This window comes from Rhodococcus ruber, assembly GCF_027270735.1.
Lineage (GTDB): Bacteria > Actinomycetota > Actinomycetes > Mycobacteriales > Mycobacteriaceae > Rhodococcoides > Rhodococcoides rubrum_A.
The window spans coordinates 91,968-107,499 of record NZ_JAPWIJ010000008.1; the positions used below are offsets into that span (position 1 = coordinate 91,968).

14 protein-coding genes are annotated in these 15,532 nt (G+C 63.8%); 8 read left to right on the plus strand and 6 right to left on the minus strand.

Annotation, left to right across the window (positions count from 1 at the left end; translation table 11 throughout):
- Genes O4220_RS19145 through O4220_RS19155 form a run of 3 tightly spaced genes read left to right on the plus strand, consistent with a single transcriptional unit; the run spans position 1 to position 2,772 of the window.
- Positions 1-681 carry an energy-coupling factor ABC transporter ATP-binding protein gene (locus tag O4220_RS19145; protein ID WP_269607066.1) on the plus strand — a complete coding sequence of 227 codons (681 nt, stop codon included), beginning with the start codon at positions 1-3 and terminating at the stop codon, positions 679-681.
- Positions 678-1,319 carry an energy-coupling factor transporter transmembrane component T family protein gene (locus O4220_RS19150; RefSeq protein WP_269607067.1) on the plus strand — a complete coding sequence of 214 codons (642 nt, stop codon included), beginning with the start codon at positions 678-680 and terminating at the stop codon, positions 1,317-1,319. The genes O4220_RS19145 and O4220_RS19150 overlap by 4 nt, the downstream gene beginning before the upstream one ends.
- The gene (locus tag O4220_RS19155) at positions 1,288-2,772 is read left to right on the plus strand and encodes an AMP-binding protein (protein ID WP_269607068.1); all 1,485 of its coding nucleotides are present in this window, start codon (positions 1,288-1,290) and stop codon (positions 2,770-2,772) included. The genes O4220_RS19150 and O4220_RS19155 overlap by 32 nt, the downstream gene beginning before the upstream one ends.
- Here the strand turns inward: O4220_RS19155 and O4220_RS19160 are convergent.
- The 5 genes from O4220_RS19160 to aroQ form a co-directional block, all read right to left on the minus strand.
- Entirely contained in the window at positions 2,676-3,467 is a 792-nt protein-coding gene (locus O4220_RS19160; RefSeq protein WP_420030432.1) for an acyl-[acyl-carrier-protein] thioesterase, read from the minus strand. The two genes, O4220_RS19155 and O4220_RS19160, sit on opposite strands and share 97 nt — an antisense overlap.
- Positions 3,468-3,488: 21 nt before the next feature.
- Positions 3,489-5,012, minus strand: coding sequence for an NlpC/P60 family protein (locus O4220_RS19165; RefSeq protein WP_269607069.1), 1,524 nt, complete (start codon positions 5,010-5,012; stop codon positions 3,489-3,491).
- Between the two features lie 151 nt (positions 5,013-5,163).
- Positions 5,164-5,748, minus strand: a complete 585-nt coding sequence (locus O4220_RS19170; RefSeq protein ID WP_269607070.1) for a vitamin K epoxide reductase family protein — start codon at positions 5,746-5,748, stop codon at positions 5,164-5,166.
- Positions 5,749-5,768: 20 nt separating this feature from the next.
- Positions 5,769-6,521, minus strand: a complete 753-nt coding sequence (locus O4220_RS19175; protein WP_269607071.1) for a DsbA family protein — start codon at positions 6,519-6,521, stop codon at positions 5,769-5,771.
- A gap of 47 nt (positions 6,522-6,568) precedes the next feature.
- Positions 6,569-7,003 carry a type II 3-dehydroquinate dehydratase gene (aroQ, locus tag O4220_RS19180; protein WP_269607072.1) on the minus strand — a complete coding sequence of 145 codons (435 nt, stop codon included), beginning with the start codon at positions 7,001-7,003 and terminating at the stop codon, positions 6,569-6,571.
- 91 nt (positions 7,004-7,094) lie between these two features.
- On the opposite strand from aroQ, the gene O4220_RS19185 reads away from it, so the two are divergent.
- A complete protein-coding gene (locus O4220_RS19185; protein WP_420030437.1) occupies positions 7,095-8,366 on the plus strand; it encodes an MFS transporter in 1,272 nt (423 codons plus the stop codon).
- 92 nt (positions 8,367-8,458) lie between these two features.
- A complete protein-coding gene (locus O4220_RS19190) occupies positions 8,459-10,150 on the plus strand; it encodes an MDR family MFS transporter (protein ID WP_420030433.1) in 1,692 nt (563 codons plus the stop codon).
- A gap of 48 nt (positions 10,151-10,198) precedes the next feature.
- Here the strand turns inward: O4220_RS19190 and O4220_RS19195 are convergent, their stop codons facing one another.
- Positions 10,199-10,882, minus strand: a complete 684-nt coding sequence (locus O4220_RS19195; protein WP_269607075.1) for a TetR/AcrR family transcriptional regulator C-terminal domain-containing protein — start codon at positions 10,880-10,882, stop codon at positions 10,199-10,201.
- 358 nt (positions 10,883-11,240) lie between these two features.
- On the opposite strand from O4220_RS19195, the gene O4220_RS19200 reads away from it, so the two are divergent.
- The 3 genes from O4220_RS19200 to O4220_RS19210 all read left to right on the plus strand — a co-directional run bounded on the left by O4220_RS19200 (position 11,241) and on the right by O4220_RS19210 (position 15,527).
- Positions 11,241-12,680 carry an ice-binding family protein gene (locus O4220_RS19200; protein WP_269607076.1) on the plus strand — a complete coding sequence of 480 codons (1,440 nt, stop codon included), beginning with the start codon at positions 11,241-11,243 and terminating at the stop codon, positions 12,678-12,680.
- A gap of 84 nt (positions 12,681-12,764) precedes the next feature.
- Positions 12,765-13,367: a class F sortase gene (locus O4220_RS19205; RefSeq protein WP_269607077.1), complete on the plus strand. Its 603-nt coding sequence runs from the start codon at positions 12,765-12,767 to the stop codon at positions 13,365-13,367.
- 102 nt (positions 13,368-13,469) lie between these two features.
- Complete coding sequence (locus tag O4220_RS19210; RefSeq protein ID WP_269607078.1) at positions 13,470-15,527, plus strand: glycosyltransferase family 39 protein; 2,058 nt, start codon at positions 13,470-13,472, stop codon at positions 15,525-15,527.
- Positions 15,528-15,532 lie beyond the last annotated feature (5 nt).

Genomic DNA, 15,532 nt, shown 5'->3' on the forward strand with positions numbered 1-15,532 from the left:
ATGAGCAGCATCAAGTTCGAGAACATCTCCCACTCCTTCGGGGAGCGGCAGGTGCTGCATGGCATCGACCTCGAATTCGACGAGCGCCGCATCGGCATCATCGGGTCGAACGGGTCGGGAAAATCGACGCTGGCCCGGATGATCAACGGTCTGATCAAACCCGACTCCGGCCGCGTCACGGTCGATGGCGTCGACGCCGCGAAGAAGGGTGCGCAGGTTCGCAAAAAGGTCGGGTTCGTCTTCACCGACCCCGATTCGCAGATCGTCATGCCTACTGTCGCAGAGGATCTCGCGTTCTCTCTGCGTAGGTCCGGGCTGAGCAAGAAAGAGGTAGCCGACCGCGTCGACGAAATCCTCGTCCGTTTTCGACTGGATCAGCATCGCGATCACCCGGCGCACCTGCTCTCCGGTGGGCAGAAGCAATTGCTCGCGATCGGTGCAGTGTTGATCAGGCGGCCGGAGGTGGTTGTTGCGGACGAGCCGACCACGTTGCTCGATCTGCGCAACGGACGCGTCGTCGCGCAGGCGCTGGATTCGATGGATCAGCAAGTCGTCGTCGTCACTCATCAGCTTGCTCTGCTGGACAGCTTCGAGCGTGTCATCGTCATCGACGACGGCCGTGTCGCGTTCGACGGTGCCCCCGACGCTGCGGTTCCGGCGTATCGGGAGCTGATCGGGTGATCGGTCTCTACCGCCCCGGTACATCGCTGCTGCACCGAATGAGCCCGGGTTGGAAACTGCTGTCGCTCATAGTCGCGATTTTGGCGACCGTGATCTTCGCACGCACCCCGCTCGAGGTGGGCGTGGTGGCTCTGGTGGTCGCCGCCCTGTTCGCTGTAGCCGGCATTCCGGCGAAAGTCGCATTGGCGCAACTTCGTCCGGTGCTGTGGATGCTGCTGATCATCGGCGTGTTCCAGATACTGATCACCACGTGGCAGCGCGCGGTGGTGGTGTGCGGGGTGCTGGTGATCTCTGTTGCCCTGGCGGCGCTGGTCACGCTGACCACCCGGGTGACCGACATGCTCGATACCGTCACGAGCGCACTCGGGCCGATCCGGCGCTTCGGCGTCGACCCGGATCGCATCGGACTGCTGCTGGCCCTTGCCATTCGGTGCATTCCGCTGCTGGCGTCCATCGTCCAAGAGGTGTCCCAGGCGCGCAAAGCTCGCGGGCTGCAGTGGTCGATGACGGCTCTGGCAACCCCGGTTCTGGTGCGCGCCCTCCGCACCGCCGACGCGATGGGTGATGCCCTCGTCGCGCGTGGTGTGGACGACGACGGTGAAGACGATGGTGAAGACGAACCACGCGATGACCAGTGAGCTTCTTGCCGCCCGAATAGCGCGGCATTCCGACCGCGAAGACATCGCAATCGTCGATGCGACCGACCGGATCACGTACTGTGAATTCTGGGATCGGGTGACATGCGCGGCGACCGCGTTGGCAGGGAAGCGTCGCACCGCGGTACTGCCGACGTCGGACATCGGCTCGTTGGTGGTCGTCGTCGCGGCAATGCATGCCGGTGTGAGTGTCGTTCTGCTGCATCGACATCTGTTGGCTCAGGAATTCGCGGATGTCACGGCGGTGTGTGAGCCCTCGCTGATTGCCGCGCATCCGCGCCAGCACGCACGAGTGCATCGTTGGGGTGCCGACACAGTGCTGGCACCCGAGGAGCTCACCACCGGCCGTGCCGCGCCGCTCGATCCACCCGCACGCAGCGCCGAACTCCTGGTCGGCATCACCTCGGGGACCACCGGACCACCCAAATTGTTCGTTCGGGATCAAGCGTCGTGGGCTGCCACGCTGGACCGTTCCGATGCACTGTTCGAGCTCGGGCCGGGCGATCGAGTGTCTGCATCCGGCACCCTCGATCACACGCACTTTCTCTACGGTGCGTTGCACGGGCTCACCCGGGGTGCGACGGTGGATCTACGGAAGGCGGCGGTCGCTCTCGAAGATGCTCCGACACATCTCTATTCGGTACCGACCATCGCCTGGGACATCGCTCGATCCAACGCCCGCTATCCCGGCGTCCGCGAGGTGCTCTCGTCTGCGGCGCGATGGCCGCAGTCTGCCCGCACGGCATTGGCGACGGTGTTACCGAACGCAACCATGACGCACTTCTACGGTGCATCGGAACTGAGCTTCGTCTCGTACGACCGTCGAACCGCTGCCGGCATGGGTGTCGAGGGAGCGAGTGTGGAGGGCGCGTTGTTCGGCGGGGTGGAGGTGGAGACCAGGAACGAACTGCTGCATGTGCGCAGCGACATGCTGTTCGACGGTTACCTGAGCCGAGTCGGCGACCACACCACCCTGACGAACGGGCCCATCGACGGGTGGATGACGGTCGGCGATCGCGGCAGCATCGACGAGGGGCGACTGACGTTGCTCGGCCGCGGCAGCGAGACGATCGTTCGAGCCGGGCTCACGGTCGAGCTGGCCCCGATCGAAGCGGCACTGTTGTCGATCCCCGGTGTTCTCGATGTCGGAGTCGTCGGCGTTCCCGACGATCGCACCGGTGAGGTACCTGCCGCGGGAGTGGTTGTAGTCCAGAAGAATTCACCCACTGTGGCGCAGATACGTCGGCACGTGCGCTCGATGTTGCCTGGCCCGAGCCTGCCCGTGGTGATCGCCGTCGTGGACGCCTTGCCGCGCACCCCGCGCGGCAAGCTCGACCGTCAGGCCTTGGGTGCGACCTTGGCCACGGTGCGGACCGTCGGCTCGCCCGATGCGCCGGTGACCACGAACCAGACGGTCAATGCGCCGCCTTCGTAGCGGTGGCGCAGGGTGACGTGTTCACTTGCGAGGACCGGGGTCAAGTACTCGATCACGGCGCGATGCGCAGACGCCGCCAACTGGGGCAGCTCGACCAGCAGCTCCTCGATCGCGTGCCAGTACGCCGCATTGTTGAGGTGATTGAACGGATCGATATCGGTTGCGCGCAAAGGGAACTGCACGTCGGTGTGCGATGCCGCCGGTGCCGGCTCGGTCAGCCAGGCCTTCCATCGCAACCGGTGCTGATCGGTGGTTCTGGCCAGCATCTCCAGTGCCCCGTCGCTGATGCGGGTCGGCATTCCGGTAGCCTTGCTGATGTTGATCCAGAAGCCCTCGGTTTCGATGCGTCCACCCTTGGGGGTCGTCAGCGCCACTCGCATATTGGACCAGCGCGTCGACATCGACGAACACCACCGACGCATGTGCACACGATCGGGAAAGTGAATGGGCTCGAAGACGTCGATGACGGTGCGCCGGACGATCCACACCGGATCGGTCTTGCCCAGGGGAGTGGCGTCGAGGTTGTCGGTGCCGATGTCCTGTAGATAGCGAGCAACTCCGTCGAACCGCAGTCGGTTGGTCGGATCGATGTCGCCTGTCCGCACCGGCCAGTTGGTCTCGAAGCCCTCACCGGGTGGAGGCTCCGGTGCCAGCTCGTCGTCGAAGCCGGCCGGTTCCACGCGTGCATTGGTCACGTTCGCACTGTACGCGCGCACCTAGACGATGTGCCGGGCGCGCATACCGTCGAACACCGGTGCCACGCGCACGACGTCACCGGTGGTGGGAGCGTGCACCATCTGGCCGTTACCCATGTAGATCGCGACGTGTCCCGGGCCGGAGGGTCCCCAGTTTCCGAACAGCAGATCGCCCGGCTGTGCCAGTTCCATCGGAACCTCGGTGCCGATGTTCCATTGTGTTTCGGAGGTGCGGGGCAGCGTCACCTTCCCGCCCGAGGCCTTGAACAGGGCGTACGACGTCAGACCGGAGCAATCGAATCCACCGCCGGATGGGCCGTTGATGTTTCCGCCACCCCAGACGTAGGGCAGCCCCAGGTAGTCCATCGCCAATTGCACTGCCCGGCCGCCCATTCCGGTGAGGTCGAGCCCAGCGAACGGGGTCAGTATTGCGGCGAACTGCGCCTCGGTAGCTCTGATGCGGGCCACGTACGGCTTGGTCTGTGTCTCGTAATCGACTGTGCCCGAGGGCATACCACCTGATCGAAGTACCGCCCCCGCGCCTGCGTTGTATCCGGCGAGGGTCAGGTCCAGCGTGTCACCGGAGACCTTGCCTTCTCGCTTCCAGCCGTCGACCTGCCCGTAGATATCGCACAGCATCGTGCCCGACGCCATGACCGCGTCTCCGACGCTGTTGACGTCGACGACGCCGTTGCCGTCGTAGTCCTTGCCGTAGGTCGCCCACGTCCCTGGCATGAATTGTCCCGGTCCCTGTGCGCCGGTGCTCGAAACAGGAGCAGTCGGCCCGTACCGAAAGCCGTTCTCGGCGGCATAGAGTGCGGCGATCGTCGTGCCTTTGACGCCTCCGCAGATGTTGCCTGCTTTCTGCAACCACGGCACGAAGGCGGTGATGGCTCCCACCGCACCCAAGCCGATCGGGCCCACATTGATGCCGGTGAACGTCACGGGCAGCCCGGGAAAGAGTGCGCGCCGAATGGCCTCGGCCGACGCCATGAACGCCGTCTGGGTGGCGATATCGGCGGCGGAGTACGTGCGGCCCGCGAACTGGACCGCACCGGCACCGAGTGCGGCTGCGGTTGACGAAAGAGCGGTTGACGAAAGAGCGCTCGGCGAGAACACGCTGAACGGAAGTGGGGCAGACGGGGAGACGGCAGCAGGTACAGCCCCGGCTGCGGTGGGGAGGGCAGCCAGTGCATCTTCCGCCGCGGTCGGCACCGTTGCGCCGGCTGCTTCTGTGTCGGCTTTTTCGATGTCTTCCACCGTCGGCAGGTTCGGGAGCATCGGTTCGACGGCGGTGTGCAGGCCGTCGGCGGCGTCGGACAACGTGCGGTCGGCGACGTCGGCGGCCGGCTCGGGCATGGTGCCCAGGAGTTCGGTCCACTGATCGCTCATCGTCTTCGCCTGATCCTCGGCGTTGGCGGCAATTTCTGCGGCCTGATCCGTCACCGCCTGATCGGGAATCGGAGCCGGGGCGTCGGTTCCGGCGACAACACCGGCGGCGGACACGATGACGGCAACGATGACTGCGAATGGATCGCCTGCCATGTATCGACTCCTGCTACTCGAACGATCTTCCCCGAGCCAGGAGCTGTGATCAGTCTCACTCGGGTGCTGCACCCATCATGCACGGTGCAGTCGATCGACTCATGAGTTTTGCGAAACTGTCAGAGCAGCGAAACTCAGAGCAGTGGAACTGTCAGAGCAACGAGGCCCAGTAGTCCGAGAAGCGGATTCCGATGAGCGCGATGACGATTGCGTACCACACGGCAAGGAGCGTCCACCGCCATTCGAGGAAAAGACGGCCGATCGTGCCCGGGGCTCCGTCTGTTGTGCTGGAGGCGGTACCGATCGTCCGGCTCAGAGCCAGCACGAACAGCGGCATCGTCACGGCCCACACCACCATGCAGTAGGGGCACAGTGCGCCGATCTCGTACAGGCTCTGGACTATCAGCCAATGCACGAACACCTCGCCGAGCAGCAGGCCGCCGCTCATGCCGAGCCAGAACCAATGCGGCAGTTCGACGCGGCCGAGCCACAGCACCCCGGCTACGAGCGCAATCGAGAACGCGGCGATGCCCAGGATGGGGTTCGGGAAGCCGAAGAGCGCAGCCTGTTTCGTCACCATCACCGAACCGCACGAGAGCACCGGATTCAAACTGCACGACGGAACGTACGACGCGTCCTCGAGCAACTTGAAGCGCTCGATCGTCAGCGTCAGTGCAGCGAGCAACCCGATCGCGCTGAAGATCGTGAAGACAGCTGCGCCTGCGCGGGTTCTCATGCTCTGCTACCGGCTGCCGCTCAGTTTCCGGCTGCCGCGGCGAGGATGTTCTCGGGGGTCGGATTGCTGATGTCGGTGCCGTTGACGCGCACGCTCGGCGTGCCGTTGATGCCCTCGCCGATGACGGACTGCGTCTGGCTGGTGACCCAATCGGTGTAGCTGCCGTCGGTGATGCACGACGCGGTGGCGGGGGAGTCGGCACCGGCCGAGGCGGCGATCTCGACGAGCTTGTCGTCTGTCAGCCCGGTGCCGTTCTCGGCGGGCTGCTCCGCGAACATGGCGTTGTGCCAGTCCATCCAGCTGCCCCGGTCGTTCTCGGCGACGCAGATCGAGGCGCTCGCGGCACGGGTCGAATACATCGTGCCGTTCGAGAAGCGGTCGAGAATGGAGATGGGTCGGTAGTCCACCGCGACGTTGCCCGCGTCGGCCACCTGCTGCAATGTCGACCCGCTGACGGACTCGAAGTTCTTGCACGCCGGGCACTGAAAGTCCTCGACGACACTGATGACGGTGGTGGCGTCGGGATTGCCGAAGCGGATGGCACCGGTGTCGGTCAACGACGTCGGGGTGAGCTGGTTCCCGCTCGACATGCCTGCCCCCATGGTCGGCGATGCCTCACCCGACGTGGAATTCCTGTTGACGATGAACAATGCAATTGCCGCAACGAGCGCGATGAGAACCACTGCGACGACGATCTGGATCAGCGTTCGGCGATTCTTGTCGCCGTTCTGCATTGCCCTGATGTCTTTCGATGCTTTGTTGCTCGTGTTCACGGCGACCAGTTTATGCAGGGCAACCTGAGTGTCAGATGAGAGCTGTGTCAGATAAGAGCAGCGAGTCGTTCGATGGCGAAGCGGTATCCGTCGATGCCGAGTCCGGCGATGACGCCACTGGCGATAGGCGACACGAAGGAGTGGTGCCTGAATTCCTCGCGGGCGTGCACGTTGGAAATGTGCACCTCGATGATCGGGACCTCCGGGATGACGAGTGCGTCGCGCAGCGCCACCGAGGTATGCGTCAGTCCACCAGGGTTGATGACGATGCCCGACGCCACCCCGCGGGCCTGGTGAATCCAGTCGATGATCTGTCCCTCGTGGTTGGACTGTTCCGCTTTCACGGTGAGTCCGTGGTCGGCGGCGGTCTTCTCGCACAGGGCGACGACGTCGGCGAGGGTTGCGTGGCCGTATACCTCCGGCTGCCGGATGCCGAGCATGTTGAGATTCGGACCGTTGAGCACCAACAGCTGCTTGGCCATGACGTCACTCACTTTCTTGCTCTACGAACTACCGGGTCCGACTATTCCACAGCGTGGTTGACACAATCGTCTCGTGACTACAGGGAGAACCGTGTGGGTGGTGTGGGGCATCGGTGTCTTCGCCTACATCGTCGGGGTGCTGCATCGCACGTCGTTCGGAGTCGCCGGCCTCAGTGCTGCGGATCGGTTTTCGGTGTCGCCGTCTCTGCTGTCGTCGTTCGTGGTGTTGCAGGTGATCGTGTATGCGGCGATGCAGATCCCGGCCGGTGTGCTGTTGGATCGGATCGGTTCGCGCAGGATGATCGCCGCGGGCGCGCTGATCATGGCGTCGGCGCAGATCACCCTGGCACTCACCGAGTCGCTCCCGGTCGCTGTGGCGGCGCGTGCGTTCGTCGGCGTCGGCGATGCTCTCACCTTCATCTCGGTGTTGCGGTTGGTGCCGCGCTGGTTCTCCCCGCGGCGGGTGCCGATCGTCTCGCAGCTGACGGGTCTGCTCGGCCAACTCGGTCAGGTGCTCTCCGCTGTCCCGTTCCTGATTCTGTTGAACGGGCCGGGCTGGACGTTCGCGTTCGGCAGCGCGGCGGCATTGGGGCTGCTTGCTGTTGTGCTCGTCATCGCCCTGGTTCGAGATCGCCCCGGTGACGGCATCACTCCCCATATCGAGCCCACGTCACTGCGACAGACCCTCGCGTCCATCGCGGAGGTGTGGCGACGCCCCGGCACCCGGCTCGGCTTCTTCTCCCACATGGGCACCCAGTTCTCGATCACTGTGTTCGCGTTGTTGTGGGGTGTGCCGTATCTGACGTCGGCGCAGGGCCTGTCGGCGTCGACGGCCGGAGCGTTGCTCACGGTGTCGGTGGCCGCCGCGGTGGTCTCGGGCATCGTGGTCGGTCTCCTCACCGGGCGATACCCGATGCGACGGTCGTGGCTGGTGCTGGCAATCATGATCAGCAACGCGACGATCTGGGCGATCGTGTTGGCGTTACCCGGACCTGCGCCACTGTGGTTGCTGGTGCTCCTCGTGGTGGTGATCTCGGTGGGTGGTCCCGGTTCGGTGATCGGTTTCGACCTCGCCCGCACATTCAATCCGAGCGCAAATCTGGGAACGGCGCAGGGGATGGTGAACATCGGCGGGTTTCTGGCGTCGCTGTTGGTGATCGCGGCGATCGGGTGGATTCTCGACGCGATGGGCGGCTACACCTTCGACGGCTTTCGGGTTGCCCTGCTCGTTCAGTTCCCGGTCTGGATCGTCGCTGTCACCGGAGTTCTGCTGACGCGCCGCAAGACCAGAAGAGTGCTCGCCGCGGAGGGAATTCATCCGCACACGATGCGTGAGGTGCGCGACCGGATTCGTGGCAAATAAACCTTTGCTTCGACAGCCTTCTGCGAGCATGCTGGTGGTCCGAATATCGTTGTAGGACACAAGCAAACGCTACGTAAAGGTGCACTAAAGAGATGGTAACCGAGCGAGAAGTGACTACCGCGAGCGGCGAGTATTCGCACCGCGAGATCATGACCATTCTGTCCGGCCTGATGATGGGCATGTTCCTCGCTGCCCTCGACCAGACCATCGTGTCGACGTCTGTGCGCACCATCGCCGACGATCTCAACGGGTTCTCGGTTCTGGCCTGGGTGACAACGGCCTACCTCATCACCTCGACGGTTTCGACGCCGCTCTACGGCAAGCTCTCCGATCTGTACGGACGCAAGCCGTTCTTCATGACGGCCATCTCGATCTTCGTCGTCGGGTCCATGCTGTGCGGCATCGCGACGTCGATGTACGAGCTCGCCGCCTTCCGCGCGATCCAAGGCCTGGGCGCGGGTGGTCTGATGTCGATGGCGCTGGCCATCATCGGCGATATCGTGCCGCCGCGTGAGCGTGCCAAGTACCAGGGTTACTTCCTGGCTGTGTTCGGGACCTCGAGTGTGCTCGGGCCGGTCATCGGTGGGCTGCTCGCCGGGCAGTCGTCGATCCTCGGAATCACCGGTTGGCGTTGGGTCTTCTACATCAACGTGCCGCTGGGCATCATCGCCCTCGTCGTCGTGTGGCGGGTGCTGAACCTGCCGGTGTACCGACGCGAAGCACGCGTCGACTGGTGGGGCGCAGTTCTGCTCAGCGTCGGGCTCGTGCCGCTGCTCATCATCGCCGAGCAGGGTCGTGTGTGGGGCTGGAGCTCGCCACGAGCGTTGCTGTGCTTCGGAATCGGCATCGTCGGCGTCATCGCGTTCGTGCTTGCCGAGATCAAGATGGGCGACGACGCCCTGATCCCCATGCGGTTCTTCCGAAACCCGTTGTTCTCGTTGTGTATTGCCGTCAGCGTCATTGCCGGTGCCGCGATGTTCGGTGGTATCTCTCTGCTGCCGCAGTATCTGCAGGTCGTCAAGGGATCCTCGCCCACTCTGGCCGGCTATCAAACCCTGCCGCTCGTTGGCGCACTGATGGTCGCGTCGATCGTGTCGGGCCGAATGATCTCGAAGACGGGACGCTACAAGATCTTTCCGATTGTCGGCACCGCGTTGATGGCCATCGCGATGTTCACGTTCCACTACGTCCACGCCGATACTCCGCTGTGGCAGACCATGGTCGTGATGGGCGTGTTCGGTCTCGGTCTCGGTTCGATGATGCAGCCGCTGACTCTCGCGATCCAGAACGCGATGCCGCCCAAGGACATGGGCGTATCGACCTCTGCCGCAACGTTCTTCCGCCAGATCGGTGCGACGGTGGGTGTGGCGGTGTTCCTGTCGATGCTCTTCACTCAGCTGACTCCGAAGACAGGCGATGCACTGATCGCCGCCGGCTCGACGCCGGCCTTCCAGCAGGCGGTGCAGACTGCGGCAAGCAGTTCCGATCCACTGGAATCCGGTTTTGCCCGGGCCATCGCGTCGGGTGACGCCTCGGTCGCCGGGAGTGCGTTGCAGGACAGCTCGTTCATTCAGAAGCTCGAACCCGCACTCGCCGAACCGTTCCGGATCGGTTTCTCCGATGCCATGGACTATGTGTTCCTGGCCGTATCGATCCTGATGGTCCTCGGGTTCGTGCTGGTGCTCTTCCTGAAAGAGGTGCCGCTGCGCACGATGTCGGGGCTGGCTGCCGCTCAGCAGCAGAGAGACGAAGAGAAGGCGAACGAGACCGGGCCCGTGCTGTGAATGCGGTGACTTCAGCTGCGGGGGTACACGCCGGTCGGTGAGTGGTGTTCAGCTCTTGGGAATGTTCCCGAGGCCGTCGAACAGGACATCCAAACCGCGGTTCAGTTCGTGGGCACCGTCGTATTCCGTGATGAGCGGGGGGATGACGGACATGATGGGGAAGTCGTCGGTCGGCAGTCTGCGCAGCGCAAGGCTCAATCTGTCCACCGTCTCGTCCGGATGAGCTGTTGTCTCCTGGGTCTCGCTGAGCACGTGCCCGCGTAGGAGTGACATCAGCAGCCGGTATGCCGAGAGTGCTTCGGGCACGGTGAAACCGGCAGTGGTCAGTAAACCGAGGATGCCTTCGAGTGACACCAAGGACCTCTTGGTCCCCAGTCCGAGGGGCGTAGCCCGTGGCCGCGTCGCCAGCAGAACTGCCGCCCGCGGGTGCTCGAGGGCCAGCTCGCGGTAATGCCGGGCGAAGATCGTCAGCTGACGTCTCCAGTCGGTGTCGGACCCATCGACCGCCACGAGGCCACCGAGGATCGAATCGGCTACGGCGTCGAGCAACGCTTCCTTGGTAGCAACGTATCGGTACACGGTCATGGGGTCGCGATCGATCGACACGGCCAAGCTGCGAATGGTCAGGCTGTCGAGTCCGGTGCCGTCGATGATGGACAGTGCGGCCGAGACGACGTATTCGCGATCGATTTTGTCGCGGGGCGGCTGATCGGATCGGTCCGAGGGTGTCATGACTGCTTCACCATTTTCGGTAAATCAAGGTAAGCGGCACGCCAGTCGGCTTCAGGTCCACAAACAAACTTGTTGTTTGTCAACGTATTTCGCTTGACCTCTGACCTTACAGGTGATCAGCTGTAGCTCTACACCGTAGAGATACGGGGAAACTCTTTGTTGCGGAGTGGGCCACGAGCCTCCGCGCACCCTCTACTCATGTCGCGCGGTTGAACAGCCAGCCGGCGACGCCATCGAAATACGGATACCGCGAGACCTCGGCGCCCCTGGATCGTTCCAGTGACCATCGTCGACCGTCGCGGTACTTCTGCAGACCACATCGAATCTCGTCGGGGGAGTCGATATTTGAACTCGTTGCGTGACAACAAGTCTCACGCACATCCCCTCCAGTAGATCGGTACGCAACATGTACGCTCCGCAACACCGCCCTGCGTCGCCCACCTCTCGACGCAAGGGCACGGCGTTGATTCCGCTCGTCGGCACCGTCGCGCTGGCAACCAGCGCACTCATGCTGGTCAACGCATCGGCAGCCGGCGCTCAACCCACCACCGTCCCACTCGGTACCGCCGCGAGCTATGCAGTGCTGGCAGGCTCCAAGATCACCAACACCGGACCGTCGAAGATCAGCGGCAACGTGGGAGTGAGCCCAGGCGTCGGCGTCGCACCGTTCATCACCGGATTCCCGCCGGGCGAGCTGACCAGTGGGGTAATCAATGACCGTAATTCTGTTGCAGCACAGGCAAAAGCGGACTTGAGTACCGGCTACGACAATGCGGCCGGACGGCCGGGGGCAACTTCGACCGGGGTCCAACTCGGCGGCCAGACTCTGCTCGCCGGGCTGTACGGTTCGGGCACGCTCGACCTCACCGGAACCCTGACACTCGATGGCGGGGGCAAGTCCGATGGCGTGTTCATCTTTCAAGCGGCATCGACGCTGGTCACGGCTTCCAGCAGTAGGGTTTCGCTGATCAACGGTGCCAGCCCATGCAACGTGTTCTGGCAGATCGGAAGCTCGGCCACTCTCGGTACCGATACGGATTTTGTGGGCACGATTATGGCGCGGGCGTCGATCACTGCGACGACGGGTGCCGATGTGCAGGGACGACTTTTGGCTCTTGATGGTGCCGTCACCCTCGACTCGAACACGATCAACACCGCGGGTTGCGCACCCATCGAGACGCCGGGTGATGGTGGTGAGACGCCGGGCGATGGTGGCGGCACACCGGGTGATGGCGGTACGCCGGGTACGCCGGGTGATGGTGGCGGAACCCCCGGTACGCCGGGTGATGGTGGCGGTACCCCGGGTACGCCGGGTGATGGTGGTGGTACGCCGCCGATCGTCATCGAAGTGCCGCCGATTCCGGGCCTGCCTCCGATTCCCCCCATCACAATCCCGCCGATCCCCGGTATCCCCAACGTGCCCGAGCAGCCGAACACGCCGGGCGTTCCTGAGCAACCGAACAACCCGGGCGTTCCTGAGCAGCCCAACACCCCGAATACACCGAACACCCCCAACACACCGAACACCCCCAACACACCGAACACCCCCAACACGCCGAACACCCCGTACACCCCGAATCAGCCCAACCAGCCGACTACACCCGGTGGCCCGGGTCAGCCGGGTACGTACAACCCGGGTGGGCAGATCACCCAGATTCCCAACGGTGGCGTCGATACCGGTGACGGCAGCACGGTCACACAGTCGACCAATTCGTCGGCAGTAACGATGTGGTCTCTGCTCGCCCTGCTCACCGTCGGCGCAGTGTCGATCACGATGATGACTCGTCGTCGGCGCTGATCTGTGAGATCCGTAGCCACGGTGTGCGCACCTCCGGCTGAATCTGCCCGCACCACGACCCTTTCCCGGGTCGTGGTGCGGGCAGTGGCCGCTGCTTGCTTCATACTCCTGTTCTTTCTTACCGGTTGTGCAACGCCTTCGGACGCGGCGTCTCCGGAACGCACTTCACCGTCGTCGGCCGCGACGACTCAGGCACCCGATACGTCTACCGGTGATGTTGCAGCTCAGGCAATTTCACCGGCGTCCGGGTCAGCTCCCGCGCGCATCGACATTCCAGCGATCGACGTCGATTCCGACGTGATGGGTCTCGGTCTACGTTCGGACGGTTCGATGGAAGTTCCGCCGGGTGGTTTTCCGGCGGGCTGGTACATGGGCTCGCCGATCCCGGGCCAGTTGGGGCCGTCGATCCTTGCCGGACACGTGGATTGGGGCGGCAGCCCGGGAGTCTTCTACCGACTTCGGGATCTCGCGCAGGGTGACGACGTCACCGTCACGGACCAGGATGGCGGTACCGTCCGCTTCGTCGTCAGCGCGGTGGAGCAGTATCCGAAAGACGCGTTTCCCACCGACAAGGTGTACGGCGACATCGATCATCCCGGTCTGCGTCTGATCACCTGTGGCGGGCAGTTCGACTCGGACATCTCGAGCTACGACGACAACATCGTCGTGTACGCCGATCGCGTCTGAGGGAGCTCATTCGTTCACAGCAACCTCGCAGGCTGCTCCCAGCCAGACCGGCGGTCCGTCGCACACTCTCGTAGTCGACAACTTCGACGAACAGGATGTGCGATGACTGCCCAACTCGACCGACCGGCCGCGATGCCTCCGTCGTACGCCCGCCAGCCGTCCTGGCAGGACACGTGGTGGTATCGCCGCCGGCACCTGCTCGGGCTGCTGGTTCTGCTTGCGGCCACGGCAACCCTGTATCTGTGGAACCTGACCGCAAGTGGCTACGCGAACTCGTTCTATGCCGCGGCGGTGCAGGCCGGTACCAAGGACTGGACGGCGTGGTTCTTCGGATCACTCGATTCCGAGAACTTCATCACCGTGGACAAGCCACCGGCCGCACTGTGGGTGATGGGACTGTCGGCTCGCGTGTTCGGTTTCTCGAGCTTCAGCTTGCTTCTTCCCCAGGCCCTGATGGGTGTCGCCGCCGTGGCGACGGTGTATGCCGCGGTCAAGCGGGTCGCGAACCCCACGGCCGGTTTGTTCGCCGGCTTCACTCTGGCGTCGGTTCCGGCGGCGGCGTTGATGTTCGACTTCGACAATCCCGACGCGTTGCTCGTGCTCCTCATGACGCTCGGCGGCTACTTCGTCATACGCTCTCTGCAGACCTCGGCCGGTCGACGGGCTGCGATGTGGCTCGCCTTCGCAGGAATGGCGCTCGGGTTTGCGTTCCTCACCAAGATGCTGCAGGGCTTGTTGGTGCTACCCGCATTCGGTCTGACGTATCTGATTGCAGGGCAGGCGCAATTGCGCGCCAGACTGCTGCATCTGGTCGGTGCGTTCGCGGCATTGGTCGTCGCCGCCGGCTGGTGGGTGGTGACGGTTCAGCTGTGGCCCGAAAGTGCTCGCCCGTACATCGGCGGGTCCACCGACAACACCGTGATGGATCTGGTGCTCGGCTACAACGGCCTCGGCCGAATCGTCGGTAACGCCGGCGGCGGCGGATCACCTGGTGGAATGAATTCCGGTGCAGCCGGATCGAGCTTCGGCGGGTCGACCGGCTTGGATCGACTGTTCGGTAGTGAGATGGGAATCCAGATCTCCTGGCTGATTCCTGCGGCACTGGTGGCATTGGTCTTCGGTCTGATCGCTCGCGGCCGAGCGCCGCGGACCGACCTGCTGCGTGCGTCAATGATTCTGTGGGGCGGTTGGTTCTTGGTGACGGCACTGATCTTCAGTTACATGTCCGGCACGATTCACCCGTACTACACCGTGGCTCTTGCCCCGGCCATTGCGGGCATGATCGGAACCGGCGGCTACGCACTGTGGCTTCGACGCGAATCCATCTGGGGCAGAGCAGGTATGGCAACGATGATGATTGCGGCCGGTGTCTGGAGCTGGGTGCTGCTGTACCGCAACGCGGACTGGCTGCCGGCCTTGAAATGGACCTTGCTGGTGGGAACCGTTGTTGCGGCGGTGATGATCCTTGCGGCCGGGCGATACAAGCAGCTCACTGCGGCCGCGCTGATCCTCGGAGCCGTGGCAGGTCTGGGCGGGGGTGCGTCGTATGCCGTTGCTACGACGACCACTGCGCACAGCGGATCCATCCCCACCGCAGGCCCAACCGGTGCAGTCAGCGACGGAGGTTTCGGTGGCATGCCGACCGGAGCAATGCCTGACGGTGGGATGCCGACCGATGCAATGACTGGCGGTGGAATGCCGACCGGTGGATTGGCTGCAGGAGCGATGTCGGGCGTTGCGGCGCCGGGCGACGCTGCAGACATGCCTGGCGGTATGCCGAGCATGGGTGGTGGCATGGGCGGTGAGACCAACGAAGAGCTGACCACTCTGCTCGAGTCGACGACAACGAGATGGTCTGCTGCAGTGAATGGTTCGCAGTCTGCAGCGGGTTACGAGCTTGCATCCGACACGGCTGTGATGGCGATCGGCGGTTGGAGCGGTGATCCTGCGCCCTCTCTCGACGAGTTCATCGAGTACGTCTCCAACCACGACGTGGCGTACTACGTTTCGGGTGGAATGGGTGGCGGAATGGCGCGCGGTGGCACGGGCGGCGACTCGGAGAGCACGTCCTCGCAGATTCAGGAATGGGTCGAGGCGAACTTCACCGCCAGCATCGTCGGCAGTGCGACGGTGTACGACCTCATTACCTACACAGGCTGACACTG